At 72.1% G+C, this 16,018-nt stretch carries 12 protein-coding genes; 4 read left to right on the forward strand and 8 right to left on the reverse strand.

Annotation, left to right across the window (positions count from 1 at the left end; translation table 11 throughout):
• Positions 1-20: 20 nt before the first annotated feature.
• Complete coding sequence (locus tag ABH920_RS44375; RefSeq protein ID WP_370355364.1) at positions 21-350, forward strand: YbaB/EbfC family nucleoid-associated protein; 330 nt, start codon at positions 21-23, stop codon at positions 348-350.
• Between the two features lie 5 nt (positions 351-355).
• Positions 356-1,807, forward strand: a complete 1,452-nt coding sequence (gene eccD, locus ABH920_RS44380; RefSeq protein WP_370355365.1) for a type VII secretion integral membrane protein EccD — start codon at positions 356-358, stop codon at positions 1,805-1,807.
• A gap of 162 nt (positions 1,808-1,969) precedes the next feature.
• On the opposite strand, the gene ABH920_RS44385 is transcribed toward eccD, so the two are convergent.
• Positions 1,970-3,490, reverse strand: a complete 1,521-nt coding sequence (locus ABH920_RS44385) for a type VII secretion protein EccE (protein ID WP_370355366.1) — start codon at positions 3,488-3,490, stop codon at positions 1,970-1,972.
• A gap of 236 nt (positions 3,491-3,726) precedes the next feature.
• Between ABH920_RS44385 and eccB the strand changes: the two genes are divergently transcribed.
• Entirely contained in the window at positions 3,727-5,196 is a 1,470-nt protein-coding gene (eccB, locus tag ABH920_RS44390; protein ID WP_370355367.1) for a type VII secretion protein EccB, read from the forward strand.
• Positions 5,197-5,216: 20 nt separating this feature from the next.
• Here the strand turns inward: eccB and ABH920_RS44395 are convergent, their stop codons facing one another.
• The 4 genes from ABH920_RS44395 to ABH920_RS44410 all read right to left on the reverse strand — a co-directional run bounded on the left by ABH920_RS44395 (position 5,217) and on the right by ABH920_RS44410 (position 8,134).
• On the reverse strand, positions 5,217-5,345 hold the full coding sequence (locus tag ABH920_RS44395) for a hypothetical protein (protein ID WP_370355368.1): 129 nt from the start codon (positions 5,343-5,345) through the stop codon (positions 5,217-5,219).
• A 282-nt stretch (positions 5,346-5,627) separates the two neighbouring features.
• Positions 5,628-6,083, reverse strand: coding sequence for a hypothetical protein (locus tag ABH920_RS44400; protein ID WP_370355369.1), 456 nt, complete (start codon positions 6,081-6,083; stop codon positions 5,628-5,630).
• A gap of 66 nt (positions 6,084-6,149) precedes the next feature.
• Entirely contained in the window at positions 6,150-7,406 is a 1,257-nt protein-coding gene (locus tag ABH920_RS44405; RefSeq protein ID WP_370355370.1) for a sensor histidine kinase, read from the reverse strand.
• Positions 7,407-7,459: 53 nt separating this feature from the next.
• Complete coding sequence (locus ABH920_RS44410; RefSeq protein WP_370355371.1) at positions 7,460-8,134, reverse strand: response regulator; 675 nt, start codon at positions 8,132-8,134, stop codon at positions 7,460-7,462.
• A gap of 418 nt (positions 8,135-8,552) precedes the next feature.
• On the opposite strand from ABH920_RS44410, the gene ABH920_RS44415 reads away from it, so the two are divergent.
• On the forward strand, positions 8,553-11,783 hold the full coding sequence (locus ABH920_RS44415) for a LuxR C-terminal-related transcriptional regulator (RefSeq protein WP_370355372.1): 3,231 nt from the start codon (positions 8,553-8,555) through the stop codon (positions 11,781-11,783).
• A 23-nt stretch (positions 11,784-11,806) separates the two neighbouring features.
• Here the strand turns inward: ABH920_RS44415 and ABH920_RS44420 are convergent, their stop codons facing one another.
• The 3 genes from ABH920_RS44420 to ABH920_RS44430 are packed head-to-tail and all read right to left on the reverse strand — an operon-like array spanning position 11,807 to position 14,970.
• On the reverse strand, positions 11,807-12,667 hold the full coding sequence (locus tag ABH920_RS44420; protein ID WP_370355373.1) for a carbohydrate ABC transporter permease: 861 nt from the start codon (positions 12,665-12,667) through the stop codon (positions 11,807-11,809).
• Positions 12,668-12,672: 5 nt separating this feature from the next.
• Complete coding sequence (locus ABH920_RS44425) at positions 12,673-13,635, reverse strand: carbohydrate ABC transporter permease (RefSeq protein ID WP_370355374.1); 963 nt, start codon at positions 13,633-13,635, stop codon at positions 12,673-12,675.
• 36 nt (positions 13,636-13,671) lie between these two features.
• Positions 13,672-14,970, reverse strand: coding sequence for an extracellular solute-binding protein (locus ABH920_RS44430; protein WP_370355375.1), 1,299 nt, complete (start codon positions 14,968-14,970; stop codon positions 13,672-13,674).
• Positions 14,971-16,018: the final 1,048 nt, after the last annotated feature.

The following is a 16,018-nucleotide window of genomic DNA, read 5'->3' on the forward strand; positions in this document are numbered from 1 at the left end:
CGAAGGCGGAGTAAAAGTCAATGGAAAGCATCGACTTCTCGACCAATGTGAATGCACTCATGGAGCGGATTCGCGACCAGCAGGCGGATATCGAGCGCATTCAGCGTGAGCTGGAGGTGATGGAGGTCGTCGGCGCCAGCCGGGAGGACGAGGTCCGGGTGACCGTGCGAGGCAACGGCCAGGTCGTCTCGGTCGACATCGACGAGCGGGCGATGCGCGAGAGCGACGCCTACGAGCTCGGCCAGCTGGTCAAGGAGGCGGTCAACGACGGCCTGGGGCGGGTCGCCGAGGCCGGCAGCCAGAAGTTCAAGCCGATGATCGACGCGGCCCAGTCCGCACCGGGGAGCTGAGCGGCGTGGCGGGAAGTCACTCGGCCGGCGGCGCGCTGACGATGACCTCGTCGGCGCCCGCCGGCGAGGCCGGGCCGAACCGGATGACCTGGGCCCGGCGCGCCACCGTGGTGAGCCCGCGGGCCCGGGTCGACGTCGCGCTGCCGGTGCAGGCCACGTTCGCCGAGCTGGTCCCGGAGCTGGTCCGGCTCTCCGACGCGCAGCGGCACACCGGCCCCGGCCACACCGGCTGGGTGCTGACCCGGCTCGGCGGCTCGCCGCTGCCGCCGGAGCTCACCGTCGCGGCCTCCGGGCTGCGCGACGGCGACGTGCTCTACCTGGTCCCGCGCGAGCGCCAGGGCGCGCCGCTGCTGTTCGACGACGTCATCGACGCGATCGCCAGCGCCTCGGAGAACTCCGACGGGGCCTGGCGGCCGAGCACCGCGCACCGGGTCGGCGTGGCCGGCGGCGCGGTGGCGCTGGCCGGCGCCACGGCGCTGCTGTTCGCCCTGCTCTCCGGCAAGGTCGCGGCGCCCGCCGCGGTCGGCGGCGCGCTGGTCGTGCTGCTGGCGGTCGGCGGTCTGCTGGCGCGGGTCGTGCACGACCGGCGGGCCGCGATCGCGTGCGTGGCCGCGGGCCTGCCCGGCGCGGTGCTGGCCGGTCTGTCCGCGCCCCCGCCGCACCGGCTGCTGCCGTTGCACGGCGGTTCGGCGGCGCTGGGGCTGGCCGTCCTGGCCGTCTACGGCGCCGCGGCGATCGTCACCGTGAAGCACTACTCGGCGTGGTTCGGCGCCCTGGCCGGCGCGGCCGCGCTCGGCGGCGCCACGGCCGCGGTGGTCGGGCTGGCCGACGTCACCGCGGCGCACGCCGGCGTGGTGCTGGCCGTGCTGTCCACGGCGCTGGCCGCCGGGGCGCCGATGCTCTCGATGCGCTTGGGGCGGCTGCCGCTGCCGCGGGTGCCCTCGGACATCACCGCGTTCCGCGAGAACGAGGAGCCGACGCTCGGCCCGGACGTGCTGAACCAGACCACGACCGCGCAGCGGATGCTCACCGGCCTGCTGGCCGCGCTCGGCCTGTCCGCGGTCGCCGGGTCCGTCGCGGGGCTGAAGGCCCCGGGGACCTGGCCGGTGGTGTTCGTCAGCCTGCTGAGCGTGGTCTGGATGCTGCGGTCGCGGTCCTACACCGACACCGTGCAGCGGGTGCTGCTGGTCGGCAGCGGCCTGGCCTCGCTGACCTGGCTGGCCGGCTCGCTGGTGGTGCGGCACGAGGAGTCGCTGCTGCTGGCCGGGGTCTCGGTGCTGGCGCTGGCGGGCCTGGGCTGCTTCGTCTACGCCCGGCACGCCGGGCAGGGGCGGCACTCGCCGTACTGGACCCGGTTCATGGACGTCGCGGAGTTCCTCAGCGTGGTGGCCCTGCTGCCGATCGCCGGGGTCGCGCTCGGGGTGTACCAGCACCTCGGGCACATCAAGCAGCACTGATCCGCCGCTACGAAAGCTCTGATTGACGGGGCACGGCGGCCGCGCCTTTCGGGCGGCGCGGCCGCCGGTTTTCCGGCAGTTGCCGGCAGTCGGGCCCTGATCGGGACAGCGTCCTGATCAGGGCCCGACTGTTTTCGTTCTCAGTGGTGGATCGCCAGCGGCTCAGTGGTGGATCGCCAGCGGCATGGTCCGCAGCACGAACTCCTGCTGCCGGCCGTTGGCCCGGATCGCCGGGAACGGCGGCTCCAGGCTCTCGGCGTCGACCCCGGCGATCCGCAGCGCGGCCTCGCTGCGCACCCGGCCGCGCGCGGTCCGGCTCAGCGTGTACGAGGCGCAGGTGAACGCCGCGCCCGGGGTCCAGCGGCCGAGCAGCGCGGCCGGGTCCAGCGCGCGGTGCGGCTCGTAGCAGATCTGCCGCAGGGCGCCGGCCGACCAGTCGCGCCAGGTCTCCAGGACGGTCGGCGGGGCCGGGTCCGCGCCGTGCAGCGCCACCATCAGCTCCTGGCCGAGCTCGGCCTGGTCCAGCGCGTCCGCGCCGTAGCCGGCCTCGTCCAGCCGGGCCACCAGGCCCAGCGCGGCGCTGGCCACGGCGCGCGCCGAGCCGAGTTCGCCGCCGCCGCGGGCCAGGGCCGCGGCCGGGGCCTGACGCGGCCGGTAGCGCAGGGCGAGCCAGGTCACGCGCATCGGGGCGAGTTGCTGCGGCTGTTGCTGCTGCCCGGACTGCGGGGACTGCGAGCTCTGCGAGCCCTGCGATGCCGGCGCTGATGACGCTGATCCGGACTGTTGCGCCGGCTGCTTCCCGGACTGCTTCGCTGGCTGCTGTCCCGGCGGCTGCATGGTGTCGGTGATGGCCTGCAGGGTCATGGTCTCGGACAGGTCCGGCGACGGCATGGCGGTCAGGCTCTGCGTCTCGGAGAGGTCCGGCGACGGCATGGTCGCCAGGCTCTGGGTCTCGACCAGGTCCGGGGAGAGTGCCTGCTGGCTGTTCTGACCGTTCTGGCCGTTCTGGTGGAGCTGGCCCTGCTGGCTGTTCTGACCTTGTTGCGCCTGCTGGGACTGCTGCTGGAGCGGGGCCTCGGGCGGCGCCGCCGTCCAGACCACCAGCTGCGCGCTGGCCAGCGGGATCGTGGTCCCCGCGTAGGCCGCCTTCAGCACCTCTATCAGGGTCCCGACATGCGGGTCCTCGGTCGTGCGCAGCCGTACCGCGGAGACCCAGCCGCCGTCGGTGGCGGCCAGGCCGACCCGGTTGCCCGCGCGGTCCACGTACTCGCCCAGGCCCAGATCGGGCAGCAGGGCGGCCAGCGGTTCGGCGGCACCGGTGCCCGGCCCGTCCTTCCTGCGGCGCGTGTTGACCCGGCGGTAGCGGTAGCGGCCCTGGGTATCGGCCCACTGCGCCAGATGCCGGCCGCGGAAGCGCACGGAGGTCAGGCCGACCAGCGCGCCCGCGCCGGCGTAAGCCGTGGCCTCGGTCGCGGTGGAGTGGCCGTACCCGGCGACGGCGGCCAGCGCGGCGGCCTCCCAGGCCACGGTCTGCCAGCCGCGGACCGGGGCGATCCAGTCCAGCGCCGCCGCGCCGCGCGGCACCGCGGCCGGGTCGGGCACGGCCGCGGGGGAGACGGCGGCGGTCGGGATCGGGGGAGCGGAAGCCATGATCTCGGCCGCCGGCGCGGCGTGACTGCTCATCGCGGACACCATATTTCTTCGAGCCGGCGGGAAAACGGACGTTAAACGCCTGTCGACGCCCACCGGACACGCAGTCGAGAATTCGACGCGAACCGGTCCCCGCATATGCTTTTGGCGCTCGCTTATCATACGTATACTGGCTCTGGTTCGTACAGCGCTCCAGCCATCCTTCAATGGCGGAAAAGGTCGCGACGGGCCGCTCGATTTTCCGATCACGAGAAATACCGGGGCGCGCAGTGTGGACTGAGCGGGACCAGATCCAGGCGTACCAGTTCCTCCGACGGCGGCTGGTCTCCGCCTTGGTCACCTCCGACCCGAACCACCCGACCCCGCCGCACCGGCGGCTGGTGATGGGCACCGTCCTGGGCGCCGTGGCGACGATGCTGACCGCGGCCGGCTTCGGGGTGTCCGGGATGATGGCGCCCAGCCCGCCCCCGGACTGGCAGCACACCGGGCTGGTGATCCTGGACCAGGACGGCGGCGGCCGCTACGTCATGGACAACAGCGGCATCCTGCACCCGGTGACGAACCTGGCCTCGGCGCGCCTGCTGGCCAACGGCGTCAAGACCGTCTCGGTGCAGTCCAAGCTGCTCCGCAACGCCCCGCGCGGCGCCACGCTCGGCATAGCGAACGCCCCTGACATGCTCCCGGACGCGACCAACCTGATCGGCGACGCGGACCCGGTGGCGTGCTCGCGGGCCACCTCGGACATCCCGAAGGAGACCGGCCCGGTCGCCGCCCTGCTGCTGGCCCACGCCGGCGACGGCACCGCGACGCTGAGCACCATGGTGTCCCTCCCCGACGGCCGCGGCCTGCTGGTGCAGACCCCGAAGGGCGACCGCTACCTGATCACCGGCGGCCTGAAGTACCGGATCGCCGACGACAACGTGATGACCGCCCTGGGCTATCAGGCCGCGTCGATCGTCCCGGTCGCGGCCGCCTGGCTCAACGCCGTGCCCTCGGGCCGCGACCTGGCGCTGATGGCGGTCCCCGGCGTCGGCGCCTCCGGACCGCACGTCGGCAGCGTCAAGCGCAAGGTCGGCGAGGTCCTCACCGTCGACAACGCGGTGGCCGGCAAGACCCTGTACTACCTGGTCCGCGCCGACGGCCTGGAGCCGATCCCGCAGATCGAGGCGGCGCTGATCGTGGCGGACAACGCCAACGCCGCCGCCTACACCGACGGCCCGCAGGCGCCCCGCCCGGTCTCGGTCTCCGACGCCACCGCGGTCTCCGCGAGCCCGCCCGGCGACGACGCCAAGGGCTACCCGGCCGGCGTCCCGGCCCCGGTCGGAGCCCTCGGCGCCGGCACCGTGGTCTGCGCCACCGGCGACGACACCACCCCGTCCCAGATAGCCCTCGGCGCGGCCTTCCCCCTCCCGCCCGGCGCCCGCACCGTCCCGACCGGCGCCCCGCAGGGCGGCACCGTCGCCGACGAGGTCTACCTCCCCCCGGGCACCGCCGCCCTGGCGACCACCCACGCCGACCCGCCCCCGCCGAACTCCCAGACCCCGCCCCCGGCACCCCCGATCTACCTCATCACCGACGCCGGCACGAAGTACCAGCTCACCGACGACCAAGCCCGCCCCGCCCTCGGCTACGGCAACTCCGCCCCCGCGACACTGCCCAAGAACGCACTGGCGATGCTGCCCACCGGCCCGAACCTGGACGAGGCCGACGCGCAGAAGGCCGTGGTGGTGGGGAACTGAGAGGCGCGGGACCTCCCGCGTCACGCGCCGCACAGCGCGGCGAGCACCGAGGGCCACGCCAGCCGGCCCAGCCGCCGGTCGGCATCCTCGGTCCCGCCGTAGTCGAACGCCTCCGAGGCCGCATGCCCTGACTCCCCGGGGAACAGCACCCGGTGCCCGGCATCGCCGTGGCTGATCAGCCGGACCGTACGGCCCGCGGCGCGCCGCCGTTCGGCGATCCGCAGCCGCTGGCGCCAGCTCGACCGGGATCACCGCCTTGGCCACCTGGTCGGCGAATGTCTGCTCGCTGAGTTCGTACAGCCCGCGGATGGGTTGAGTTGGGGAGGCGCGGTCCTCTACCGCCGACCTCGCTGCCCCCGGCAGGTTCGCAGAGCACGGCTTCCCAGGGTTCCGACAGCTCGTGCTCGACGACGCTCACTGCGGCGTCGTCCTCAGCGAGCGGCGGGCGCGACCTCGGCCAGCGCCTCCTGCAGCCGCTCGACCTGCTGCTGCGCCTGGTCCTTGGTGCGGGAAGTGAGCGGCAGCACCATACGGGCCCCGCCGTCGATCATGACCACGTACGGGGAGTAGTTGCCGCCCCGGCTCATCGGCCCGACCCGTACCTCGGCGATCCCGTCGCGCGGGATGACGATCGGCCCGGGCTTGAAGTAGTAGACGCGTACCGCGTCGGGTGCGACTTCGACCCGCATCTGCAGGCCGAGCCAGCCGAAGAACGTGCCCGCCGCGATGACGACGAGGCTGACGACGGCGAACACCGCGACCAGAACCGCGCTGAAGTGGGCCGTGGCGAGCCAGATCGGGTACGCGATGAACGCCAGGTCCCAGACCACGATGATGGCCTTCAGGGCCGTCAGGCTTGCGACCGGCCGCAGTGTCACTTCCCCCATGAGGGCGATCATATATCAGCTCTGATGAATAATCCAGGGTGGAATTTTCATCTCAGCTGTCGTTTTTTAGGTTATTTCATCCCCGTCGACAGGCACCCACAACGTCACCGACGTCCCGTTGCCCACCCGCGACCCGACCCCCGCGGTCCCGCCGACCTCGGCCAGCCGCGCCGCGATCGACTCGCTGAGGCCGAACCCCGGCTGGTGCGCCGCCGGGTCGAATCCGGCTCCGAAGTCGCGCACCACCACGGTCAGCCCGTCCGGCTCGTCCCAGACCCGGACCAGCGCCTCGGCGACCCCGGAGTGCTTCAGGACGTTGCGAAGCGCCTCGCGCGCCGCCGCCAGCAGTGCGGCCCGGCGCTGCGGGGTCAGCCCGTCGTCGCCGTCCGGGCCGTCCACGCCCTCGGCCGCGTCCAGGCGCATCCGCAGGCCGTCCCGCGCCAGCTCCGTGCTCAGTCCGACCAGGCCCTCGACCAGGCCCTCGACCACGCTCGGGGTGCTGCGCGCCTCGGTGCGCCGGGACAGCTCCCGGCGCAGCGCGACCGCCTCGGCGTGCGCGACTGCGCGCACCTCGCGCAGCCGCCGCGCCGCGTTGTCCGCGTCGCCCGGCAGCGTCAGTGCGATCGCTTCGAGGGTCTGCAGGACCGTGTCGTGCAGCGAGCGCCGCATCCCGGTCCGCAGCCGCTCGGCGTCCCGCTCCAGCACCGCCAGCACCCCGGCCGACACCAGCACCGCGACCAGCAGCACCGCGACGTCGCCGAGGAACGAGGCGGTCACCACCGCGATCCCGCGCGAGCGGACCGCGTCGGAATCGGCGACCATCGCCAGCCGCACGACCATCCCCAGCGCGGCCGCGCCCAGTCCGGCCGCGACCCCGCGTACCAGCGTCCACAACGCGACGCAGCCCGCGAAGTACTGCCACGACACCTCGACCGCGCGCACCGACGGAGTGGAGATCGCGCCCATCGCCAGATTCCCGGCCACCGCCAGCAGCGCGTCCAGGAGCAGCACCAATCGCACCGGGACCCCGTGCAGCGCGCCGAACCCGAGCCCGGCGGTGGCGACCACCAGCGCCGCGCACAGCGCCAGGATCGACACGCTCCCGGAAGCCCCGAAGCCGCCTACGTAGACCAGCGCCGCGGCGGGCAGTACCCCGATCTGGAACGCGAGCGGAAGGAAGACGACGTACTCGGCCCCATCCGCGCCCGACCAGTCCCGGGCCGCCAGATCCCGGATCCGGGTGCGGCCGGCCGGAACCCCGGGCACCCCCGGAGCGCCCAGCGCCCCCGGCCGCCCGGCACGCTCCGCCGCCCGCGCCGACACCGTCCCCACCGTCCGTGCACGTCCCGCGAACCGCCCCGCCGCCTGCGCCGCCCTCAGCACGCCGCCGACTCGGCCAGCACGCCGAGCTCGATCGCGGCCCGCGTCATGTCCGCCCGGCGGCGCGCGCCGATCTTGTCGCGGATCCGGTCCAGGTAGGAGCGCACGGTCCGCACGCTGATCCCCATCGCCATCGCGATGTCCCGATCCCGCTCGCCGGCGGCCACCAGCCGCAGCACCTGCTTCTCCTGCCCGGACAGCTCCAGGCGCGGCCCGGCCTGCCGGTTCTGCTCGGTGGTCAGCACGATCGAGGCCAGCGTCGGCGAGACGTAGCTGTTGCCGGCCGCTATCTCACGCACCGCGCGCAGGATCTCGGTCCCCTCGGACTCCTTCGACAGGAACCCGCGGGCCCCGGCCGAGATCGCGCCGAGCACGTCGGACTTCGCGGCCTCGCCGGAGACCACCAGCACGCGGTTGCCCATGCCGTTGATCTGCAGCACCGCCGCGGAGCCCTTGACCCCCGGCAGCGTCAGGTCCAGCACGACGATCCCGTCGCGGCGCGGCCGGCAGGCGACGAACTTGCCCACGCTTCCGGCGACCACGTCCACGTCCATGTCCCCGGCCTCTTCGAAGAGCCGGGTGAGGGCGTCGCGGTAGAGGGGGTGATCCTCCACGACGCTGACGGGGATACGGGAAGACTCCAGCTCGGGGCGGACGCGGGTGGCTTCCATGGCTCGCCTCTCATGGTGCTCGGGGGCGGTAGCGGGCCGGCGGGTGGACCGGACCACAGGTGGCGTGGGGTCGTCGCCGGCGTCGACCCGCTGTGAGGACCACGCCGACGCCGACGCAGCACCCAGTGTCATCACCCTTAGTCGACGCGTCGTCGGTAAAACTACGTAACCCGCTACTACCTCTTACACAGCGGGCTACCTACCGCCGCTGAGTCGCGGTACCTACCCCGCCGCGCTGCCCTACCTATATGGCCGACCTGCAACGGGCAACCGACTGGCGTCGTAAGCGACAAATAAACAGAATGAAAGGTCTCGGTCACCGGGGCTGGGTACAGTCACACCCATACCTGTGTGAAGTAAAAACTTCTCTGTTGTTCCCTCGGAGCGTCAGGGGTCGACAACCTTGGGGGAGGTGCGCGTGCTTGCCATCGGTTCGCCACAAGCCTGGCAGGCTCTGGTCGGGCGGGAAGCCCAGGCCCAGCGGATGGCCGAAGCCGTCACGGCCTTGGCCTCGGGCCGGGGCGCCGTGCTGGAGATCGCCGGGGACCCGGGGATGGGCAAGACCCGGCTGCTCGGCCGGCTGGCCCAGCTCGCCTCCGGGCACGGCGCCCGCGTCGCCCGGTCCACCGCGCTGCGCGGGAACACCATCCCGCGCCAGCTCTTCCGGGACGCCTGGGCCGACGTCCCGGCCCCGGAGACGTCCGACTCCGACGACGACGAGGCGTTCCGCCGCATCCGCGCGAGCCTGTCCGACTGGGCCTCGGACCCGGTCGGCGTCGGCGGCGCGGTGGTCTTCGACGACGTCCACCTGGCCGACGAGGCCTCCACCCGGCTGCTGGCCCGGCTGATCCGCACCCCGGTGCCCGGCCCGCTGCTGATGGCCATCGGCCACTGCCCGCGCCGCACCGGCTCGGTGCTGCTGGAGGCGCTCGACGACGGCACCCGCACCGGTACGGTGGTCCGGGTCGAGCTGGACGCCCTCGACCTCGGGGCCGTCAACCAGCTGCTCACCGCCTGGTCCGGCGGCAAGGAGATCGACCCCGCCTACCTGGAGCAGATCCGCGCCGCGGCCGACGGCAACCCGCGCAACCTGCGGGTGCTCACCGCCGCCGGCTGGCGTCCGGAGCTGTGGCCGGACAGCCCCGGCGAGGACACCGGCGCGCTGCTGCGCGAGGGCGCGTCGATGTCCGCCGAACTCGATTCGCTGACCCCCGAGGAGACCGCGGTGGTCAGCGCGGCCGCGGTGCTCGGCGGTCCGTTCCGGCCCGAGGACGTCGCCGCCATCTGTACCGCTTTCACCCCCGGCGTCGGGCTCGCCGGCATCCTGGACGCGCTGGACGACCTGGTCCGCGCCGACGTGGTCCGGCACATCGCCCCCGGCGCGCGCTTCGCCTTCCGGCATCCGCTGCTCGGCCACGTCGCGCACGAACGCGCGCCGTTGCCGACCCTGCTGGCCGCTCATCAGCGCGCGCTGGACCTGCTCCGGTCCCGCGGGGCCTCCGCCGTCGACCTCGCCCGGCACGCCGAGCACCTGGTCGGCACCGACGCCACGGCAGCAGCCCCACTGCTGGCCCGCGGCGCGAGCGAGATCCTGCCGGACGCGCCGGAGACCGCGGTGCGCTGGCTGCGCCTGGCGTTGCAGACCCCGGTCGGGGAGCGGCCCAGCGCCGAGCGCGACGCGCTGATGCTCGAGTGCTGCCGCGCGCTGTCCGCCGCCGGGCGGTTCGAGGAGGCCCGGGCGCTGGCGCACGACGTGCTGCGCGACGACACCTGGCTCACCGGGCCGCTGCGGCAGCGCGCGTACGCGATGCGGGTCGCCGCCGAGCGGCAGCTCGGCCGCTACGACGAGGCCTCGGCGGTGGCCAGCGCGGCGATCGAGGCGCTGCCCCGGCCGCTGACCGCCGGCGCCGCCGAGCTCGCGTTCGAGTACGGGGTGCTGCACCTGTACCGCGGCACGTTCGCGCTGGCGCGGCCGGTCGTGCACGAGGTCGCCGCGGCGGTGAAGGCCGCCTCCGACGCCGCTGCCGCCGGGCTCCCGGCCGACGGCTCGGGTCCGGCCACGCACACTCCCGGCGCCCCCACGGCACCGGGACCGTTCGATGCTTCCCATGACATTGACACGTATTTGATCGATATACCGTCGGCGCCCGAAGCCCGCGCGGCGGCGGCGGTCCGCGTCCTGGCCGCCTTCGGCGACGCCTTCCTCGGCGAGACCGCCGACGCGATCCCGGCCCTGGTCGAGAGCGCGCGGCTGGTCGACGGCCTGCCCGACGCCACCGCCGCCCGCAACCCCGAACTGCTGGCCATGCTCGGCTGCGGCGAGATGTTCATGGAGGGCTACACCGCCGCCGCGCGGCACCTGCGCCGCTGCCTGACCATCGCCCGCAAGGGCGGCCCGCAGCAGATGAAGCTCAACGTCCTGCTCGGCCTGGCCTTCATCGACCAGCAGACCGGCAACCTCCAGCGCGCCGAGGAGCGTGCGGAGGAAGCCGGCCGCGTGGCGCTCACCACCGGCGCCGGCGACGGGGCCAGCATGAGCGAGGCGCTGCGCGTCGGCGCGATGGTCTGGACCCGCCCGCGGGCCGAGGCCGCGGCGGTGACCGCCGCCGCCGAGCACGCCGTCCGCATCGCCCGGCCCGGCAACGGCTGGTGGTCCGGCTCGGCCGCGATGCAGCTGGCCCTGGTCCGGATGGTCAACGGCGACGCCGCGGGCTGCGTGGACGCGCTGCTGGAAGGCGGCGGCGGTCCCGAACTGCGCAGGCTGCAACCGGCCTACCGTCCGATGCTGCTGGCGATGCTGTCCTCGGCCGCGCTGCGCTCCGGCCGCCCGGAACTGGCCCGGCAGGCCGCGCGCGACGCCCAAGACGCGGCGGAGGCCTCGGGGCTGTCGGTTCAGCGCTCGTACGTAGTCCGGGCCCAGGCCGCACTCCACGCCGCCGAAGGCGACCACGAAACCGCGGCGAAGCTGTTCGAACAGGCCGCGCTCGGCTTCCGCCGCGCCAACCGGCCGATCCAGCACGCCTGGACCCTGGTCGCGGGCAGCGCCTCGGCGGCGCTCGCCCTCGGCCCGACGGTGGCCGGCGGCTGGCTCGACTCCGCCGAGGAGGTCGCGCGCATCCACGGTGCGGTGCGCATCGAGGAGGAGGTCGCCGACATCCGGACGCGCCTGCTCTCCGGCGGCGCGGCGCGTCCTGCGGCGCCAGCGGGGGCCGTGGTGACCGGTGTTGCTGAGGTGGCCGGCACGACCGGCGCCACCGCGACGGCGACGGCTTCGGCGGCCGGGGCCGCGGCCGGGGTGGCGGTGGCGGGCGTGGCCGGCGTGGCGGGTGTCGCGGGCGGCGCGGGTGGCACAGGTGTGGCCGGTCTGCCGGGGATACCGAGCCCGTCGCCGTCGTCGGGCAAGGGCGGTGCCCCGATACCGGGACCACTGCAATCGGACGACGTCCGGGCCCTGCTGACGGAACGCGAGCGCGAGATCGCCGCCCTGGTCGCAACGGGTCGTCGCAGCCGCGCCATCGCCGACGAGCTGTACCTGAGCCATCGAACGGTGGAGACCCACCTGGCGCGGATCTATCGGAAGTTGAACGTTTCGTCTCGGACGGCGCTGGCGCACCTGCTTCAGGGCACTGATTCCGCCGGCCCGGATTGAACGCCCAGGTCTCTACTCCTTCACTACTCCTTCACCCCGCTCCCCAAAGCCGCCGACGTGAAGTGCCGCTGCGCCACCAGGAACAACACGATCACCGGCACGGCCAGCACGCACGCGCCGGCCAGGATCACGCCGTAGGGGTTCGTCGCGGTGGCCGCGTTCGTCGACACGTACTCGCCGAGCGACACCGCCAGCGGCTGCATCGCGTGCTTCTTCGTGATCAGGAACGGCCACAGGAACTCGTTCCACGGCCCGATGAACGTGATCACCGAGGCCGTGAGGATGGCCGGCTTGGTCAGCGGCGCCGCGACGAGCAGCAGCGTGCGCACCTCGCCGGCGCCGTCGATGTGCGCGGCGTCGAACAACTCGTCCGGCAGGGAAATGAAGAACTGGCGGAAGATCAGCACTGCCGTGGCGTTGACCGCGAACGGCAGGATCATCCCGAGGTAGTTGTCCGCCAGGCCGTAGTCCCGCACCACGAGGATGTACAACGGGATCATCATCACCTGGAACGGCAGCACCAGCACCAGGATCAGCATCCCGGTGACCGCCGGCTTGCCCGGGAAGCGCAGCCGCGCCAGCGCGTAGCCGGCGGGCAGCCCGATGACTATGGTCAGCACCACCGTGCCGAGTGTGAAGATCGCGGAGTTCGCCAGCGACGGCAGTAGCGAGATCGCCCGGTTGACGTCCCGGTAGTTCTGCAGGCCGAGGTTGCCGGCCTTCGGTATCAGGCCACTGAATGCGCTGTCGGCACGCAGCTGCAACGAGCCGACCACCATGTAGTACAGCGGGAAGATGCTGGCCAGTGCTCCGAGGGTGACGAAGCCGTAGGTGGCCAGGCGTCGCAGGACCCTGCCTGTCGATCCGTGCCGAACGTTACTCACGGTCCTCACACTCCTTCCCGGGCCTGGGCCAGCCGGCGCGCGCCGGCGCCGAGACCGGCGACCAGCAGAACGAACAACGTCAACAGAATCCCGATGGCCGCGCCGACCCCCGGCTTGCCCTGCTCGACGCCGTCCTGGTAGATCAGCAGCGCCGGCGACATGGTCGCGCCGTTCGGGCCGCCGCCACCGGTGAGCAGATAGGGCTCGGTGAACAGGTTGGCGCCGACGATCAGGGCCAGGGTGGTCACCAGGATGGTGATGTTGCGCAGCGCGGGCACGGTGATCGCTCGGAACTGCCGCACCGCTCCGGCGCCGTCGATGCTCGCCGCCTCGTAGAGCGAATCAGGGATCAACAACACTCCGGCCAGGTAGAGCAGGACGTAGAAGCCGAGCTGTTTCCACGTCACCTCCAGCGCGATCACGACCATCGCCAGGTGCGAGTTGACCAGCCACGACGGATTCGGCGCCGCGGAGCCCAGCACGTGGTTGACCAGGCCGCTCTGGCTGAACAGGAAGTACCAGACGCCGATGACGGCGATGCTGGCGGTGACGTAGGGCACGAAGAAGGCCGAGCGGAAGAAGGCCTTCATCCGGGTGAGCTTCGCCAGCACCGCGGCCAGCGTCATGCCCAGGATCACGGTCAGCGGGACGTTGATCACCAGGAACTCGCCGATGTTCAGGAACGACCGGCGCAGCAGCGGGTCCGAGAGCGCTTCGCGGTAGTTCTTCAGGCCCACGAACGGCTGTGGCACGGACGCGCCGGGCGCTGCGTAGACGTAGTCGAGGACTGATATGCGGATGCCCTGGATGATCGGCACCGCGTAGACGATGACCAGGTACACGCCGTACGGTGCGGCCAGCCACAGTCCGATGAGGGTCTTCGATCGCGGTCCTCCTCGCTTCGCGCGGGACGTCGGGCCGCCTTGCTTCGCGCGGGAGGTCGGCGCGGCTGGCTTCACGCGGGACATTGCTGCGGCTGGCTTCACGCGGGACATTGCCGCGGCCTACTTGGCGATGTCGGACACGACGGTGCCGGCCGCGTCGTGCAGCCACTGGCTGGTCGACTGCTGGCCGAAGACCACGGACTTCAGGTAGCCGTTGCGGAAGTCCTGCCACATGGTCACGCCGTTGGCGACGTTCGGCACCTCGACGGTGCGGCTCGCCTGCTGCGCGAACAGCGTGTACTCCGGGTGCGCGGTGAAGTAGGACGCGTAGACGCTCGGCAGGTCGGTGCGCAGCGGCATCTGGCCGGTGGTGCTCAGGAGCGCGCCGTCGTTGTCCTGGTCCGTGGCGAACTTCAGGAAGTCCCACGCGGTCTGCCGGTTCTTGCACGCGGTGAACACCGAGACGGTCTTGGAGTCGGCGAAGGTGTGGATCTGGTCGGCCGGCATGCCCGCCGAGGTCGGCACCGGCACCGCGCCCCAGTTCACCTTGCCCTGGTAGGTCGCGATGGCCCACGGGCCGACGATCGCCATCGCCGCCTTCTTGTCCGCGAACGCGTCCCCGTTGTACTTCTCCTTCGGGGCCTGGCTCTTGGCGTACACGCCGGCCCAGAAGTCGGCGACGGCCTGCCCCGCGGCGTCGTCAAAGGTGGCCTTGCCGTTCGCCACCAACGGCTGCCCCCCACTCTCGGCGATGTAGAGCGGGTAGTAGTCGAACCAGTTCTGGAAGAACTCGTTGGTCGGCGCCGGCGCGATGGCGTACTGCGCGACCTTCGAACTCACCAGCTTCTGCGCGGCGGCCTCGAAGTCGGCGTAGGTGGCGAGGGCCGGATGGTCCGGATCCAGGCCGGCGGCCTTGAACATGTCCTTGTTGTAGAAGATCATGACCGGATTGCTCTTCCACGGCAGCTGGTAGTACTTGCCATCAGAGCTCTTGTACTCGGACGCGACAGCCGCGCCACTCCGCCCCTCGATGTACGAAACGCCGTCAGCGAAGTCGTTCAACGGAACCAGGCCGCCCTGCTTCACCCACCCCGAGATCGCCGACGGCGACCCGTTGAACACCAGGCACGGCGCGTTCCCGGCGGCGATAGCGGCGGTGATGACCTCCTCGGAGCTGGTGCCGGCAGGTATCTCCTCACCACTGACCTGCTGGTCCGGATGCGCCTTGTTCCACAACGCGACGGTCGCCTTACCCCACGAAACTTCCTGGGCGTTGTTGGAGTACCAGACCTTGATCGGCCCACTCGTCGGCGTCCCCCCGCCACCGCCACCGGAACTGCATCCCGCCAGCGTGAGTGCCGTGCAGGCCAGCGCCGCGACGGCGGCGGCGGCAGCGGTGAACGTGCGCATCTTCGCCATGGCTGATCCTCTCGAATCCGGCGTAAGGGGTTTTAGGGCCCCTTCCCAGGATGAAGAGAATCAAAGCTCGAAGTCATGTCCAGTCGGGATTTGCGCGCATGCTTTGTGGGGTGGGGGCGGTGGGGGGTGGGGTGCGGTTGGGGTGTGGTTTACAGGCGATTTTTACGGCTTCGCCTAAGGTTTGGTGACCTCGCTGGGGGACGCAGTTCGGTTGAGCGACTCGTTTCGCGCTGGCGGCCGCCGGTTTTCGCGGGCACGACCGCGCGGTGGTTCAGGGCTCTGCGGCAATCGGCAATCGGCAATCGGCTGGCGGTCGGCGGCGGCGGGTGGCCGGCGGGCGGCAGGCGGTGATGTCGGTGGCGCATGCTATATCTATTTATAAGGGGCGATAATGCCCTAACAAAATGCCGCCACGTCCGACTCGCACCACCAGCTAGCGCTGGCTGCCGGGCGGTGTTCGTGGACACGATCGAGCGGCGGTCCGACTCGCGCTGCGGTGCGCTGGCAGGCGGCGGTTTTCGTGGGCAAGAGCGCGCGGCGGTCGAGCTTGAGCGCGGTGGGTTGGCGGCTGGCGGTTTTCGTGGGCAAGACTACGCGCCGGTCGAGTTTGAGCGTGGCGCTTTGGCGGCTGGCGGTTTCCGCGTGCACGACCACGCACAGGTCCGAGTCACTGCGCACGCGTTTGGTCTGGCGGCCGCCTGCCGCGTTTGGTGGGCGCCTCGAGGCCTCCGGCGGGCGCTCTACAGCGAGGGGGCGACCCGCGCGACCTCCTACAGGCGGCGGCCCGCGACTGTTCGGCTCCACTTCACGCTGTTGCCTGCGCCGCGCTGGCCGGTGGCAGTCGCTGCTTGTGGTCACCAGGGTTCTGGGTCCCTCGCCGCGTCGTCGCCGTAAACGGAACCAGTCCGGTCCGCAATGCCGCGTAGTTAGGGTTTTGGTGGTGTTGTCAAATAGGGCTGTGAGCTGTGGCTTTATAGAGTGAACGAGACCTCTGATATGCCGGTTCTTGTCTAGGGAACCCGGGATCGGAGGTCTCGTCGTGTCTGAG

The organism is Catenulispora sp. EB89, from assembly GCF_041261445.1.
In the GTDB taxonomy this organism is placed as follows: domain Bacteria; phylum Actinomycetota; class Actinomycetes; order Streptomycetales; family Catenulisporaceae; genus Catenulispora.

Bases quoted from the DNA above. Each gene is read 5' to 3' on its own strand.
- ABH920_RS44430 (WP_370355375.1), bottom strand. From the start codon at position 14,970: ATGGCGAAGATGCGCACGTTCACCGCTGCCGCCGCCGCCGTCGCGGCG.
- ABH920_RS44400 (WP_370355369.1), bottom strand. From the start codon at position 6,083: ATGGGGGAAGTGACACTGCGGCCGGTCGCAAGCCTGACGGCCCTGAAG.
- ABH920_RS44425 (WP_370355374.1), bottom strand. From the start codon at position 13,635: ATGTCCCGCGTGAAGCCAGCCGCGCCGACCTCCCGCGCGAAGCAAGGC.
- ABH920_RS44375 (WP_370355364.1), top strand. From the start codon at position 21: ATGGAAAGCATCGACTTCTCGACCAATGTGAATGCACTCATGGAGCGG.
- ABH920_RS44410 (WP_370355371.1), bottom strand. From the start codon at position 8,134: ATGGAAGCCACCCGCGTCCGCCCCGAGCTGGAGTCTTCCCGTATCCCC.
- ABH920_RS44385 (WP_370355366.1), bottom strand. From the start codon at position 3,490: ATGAGCAGTCACGCCGCGCCGGCGGCCGAGATCATGGCTTCCGCTCCC.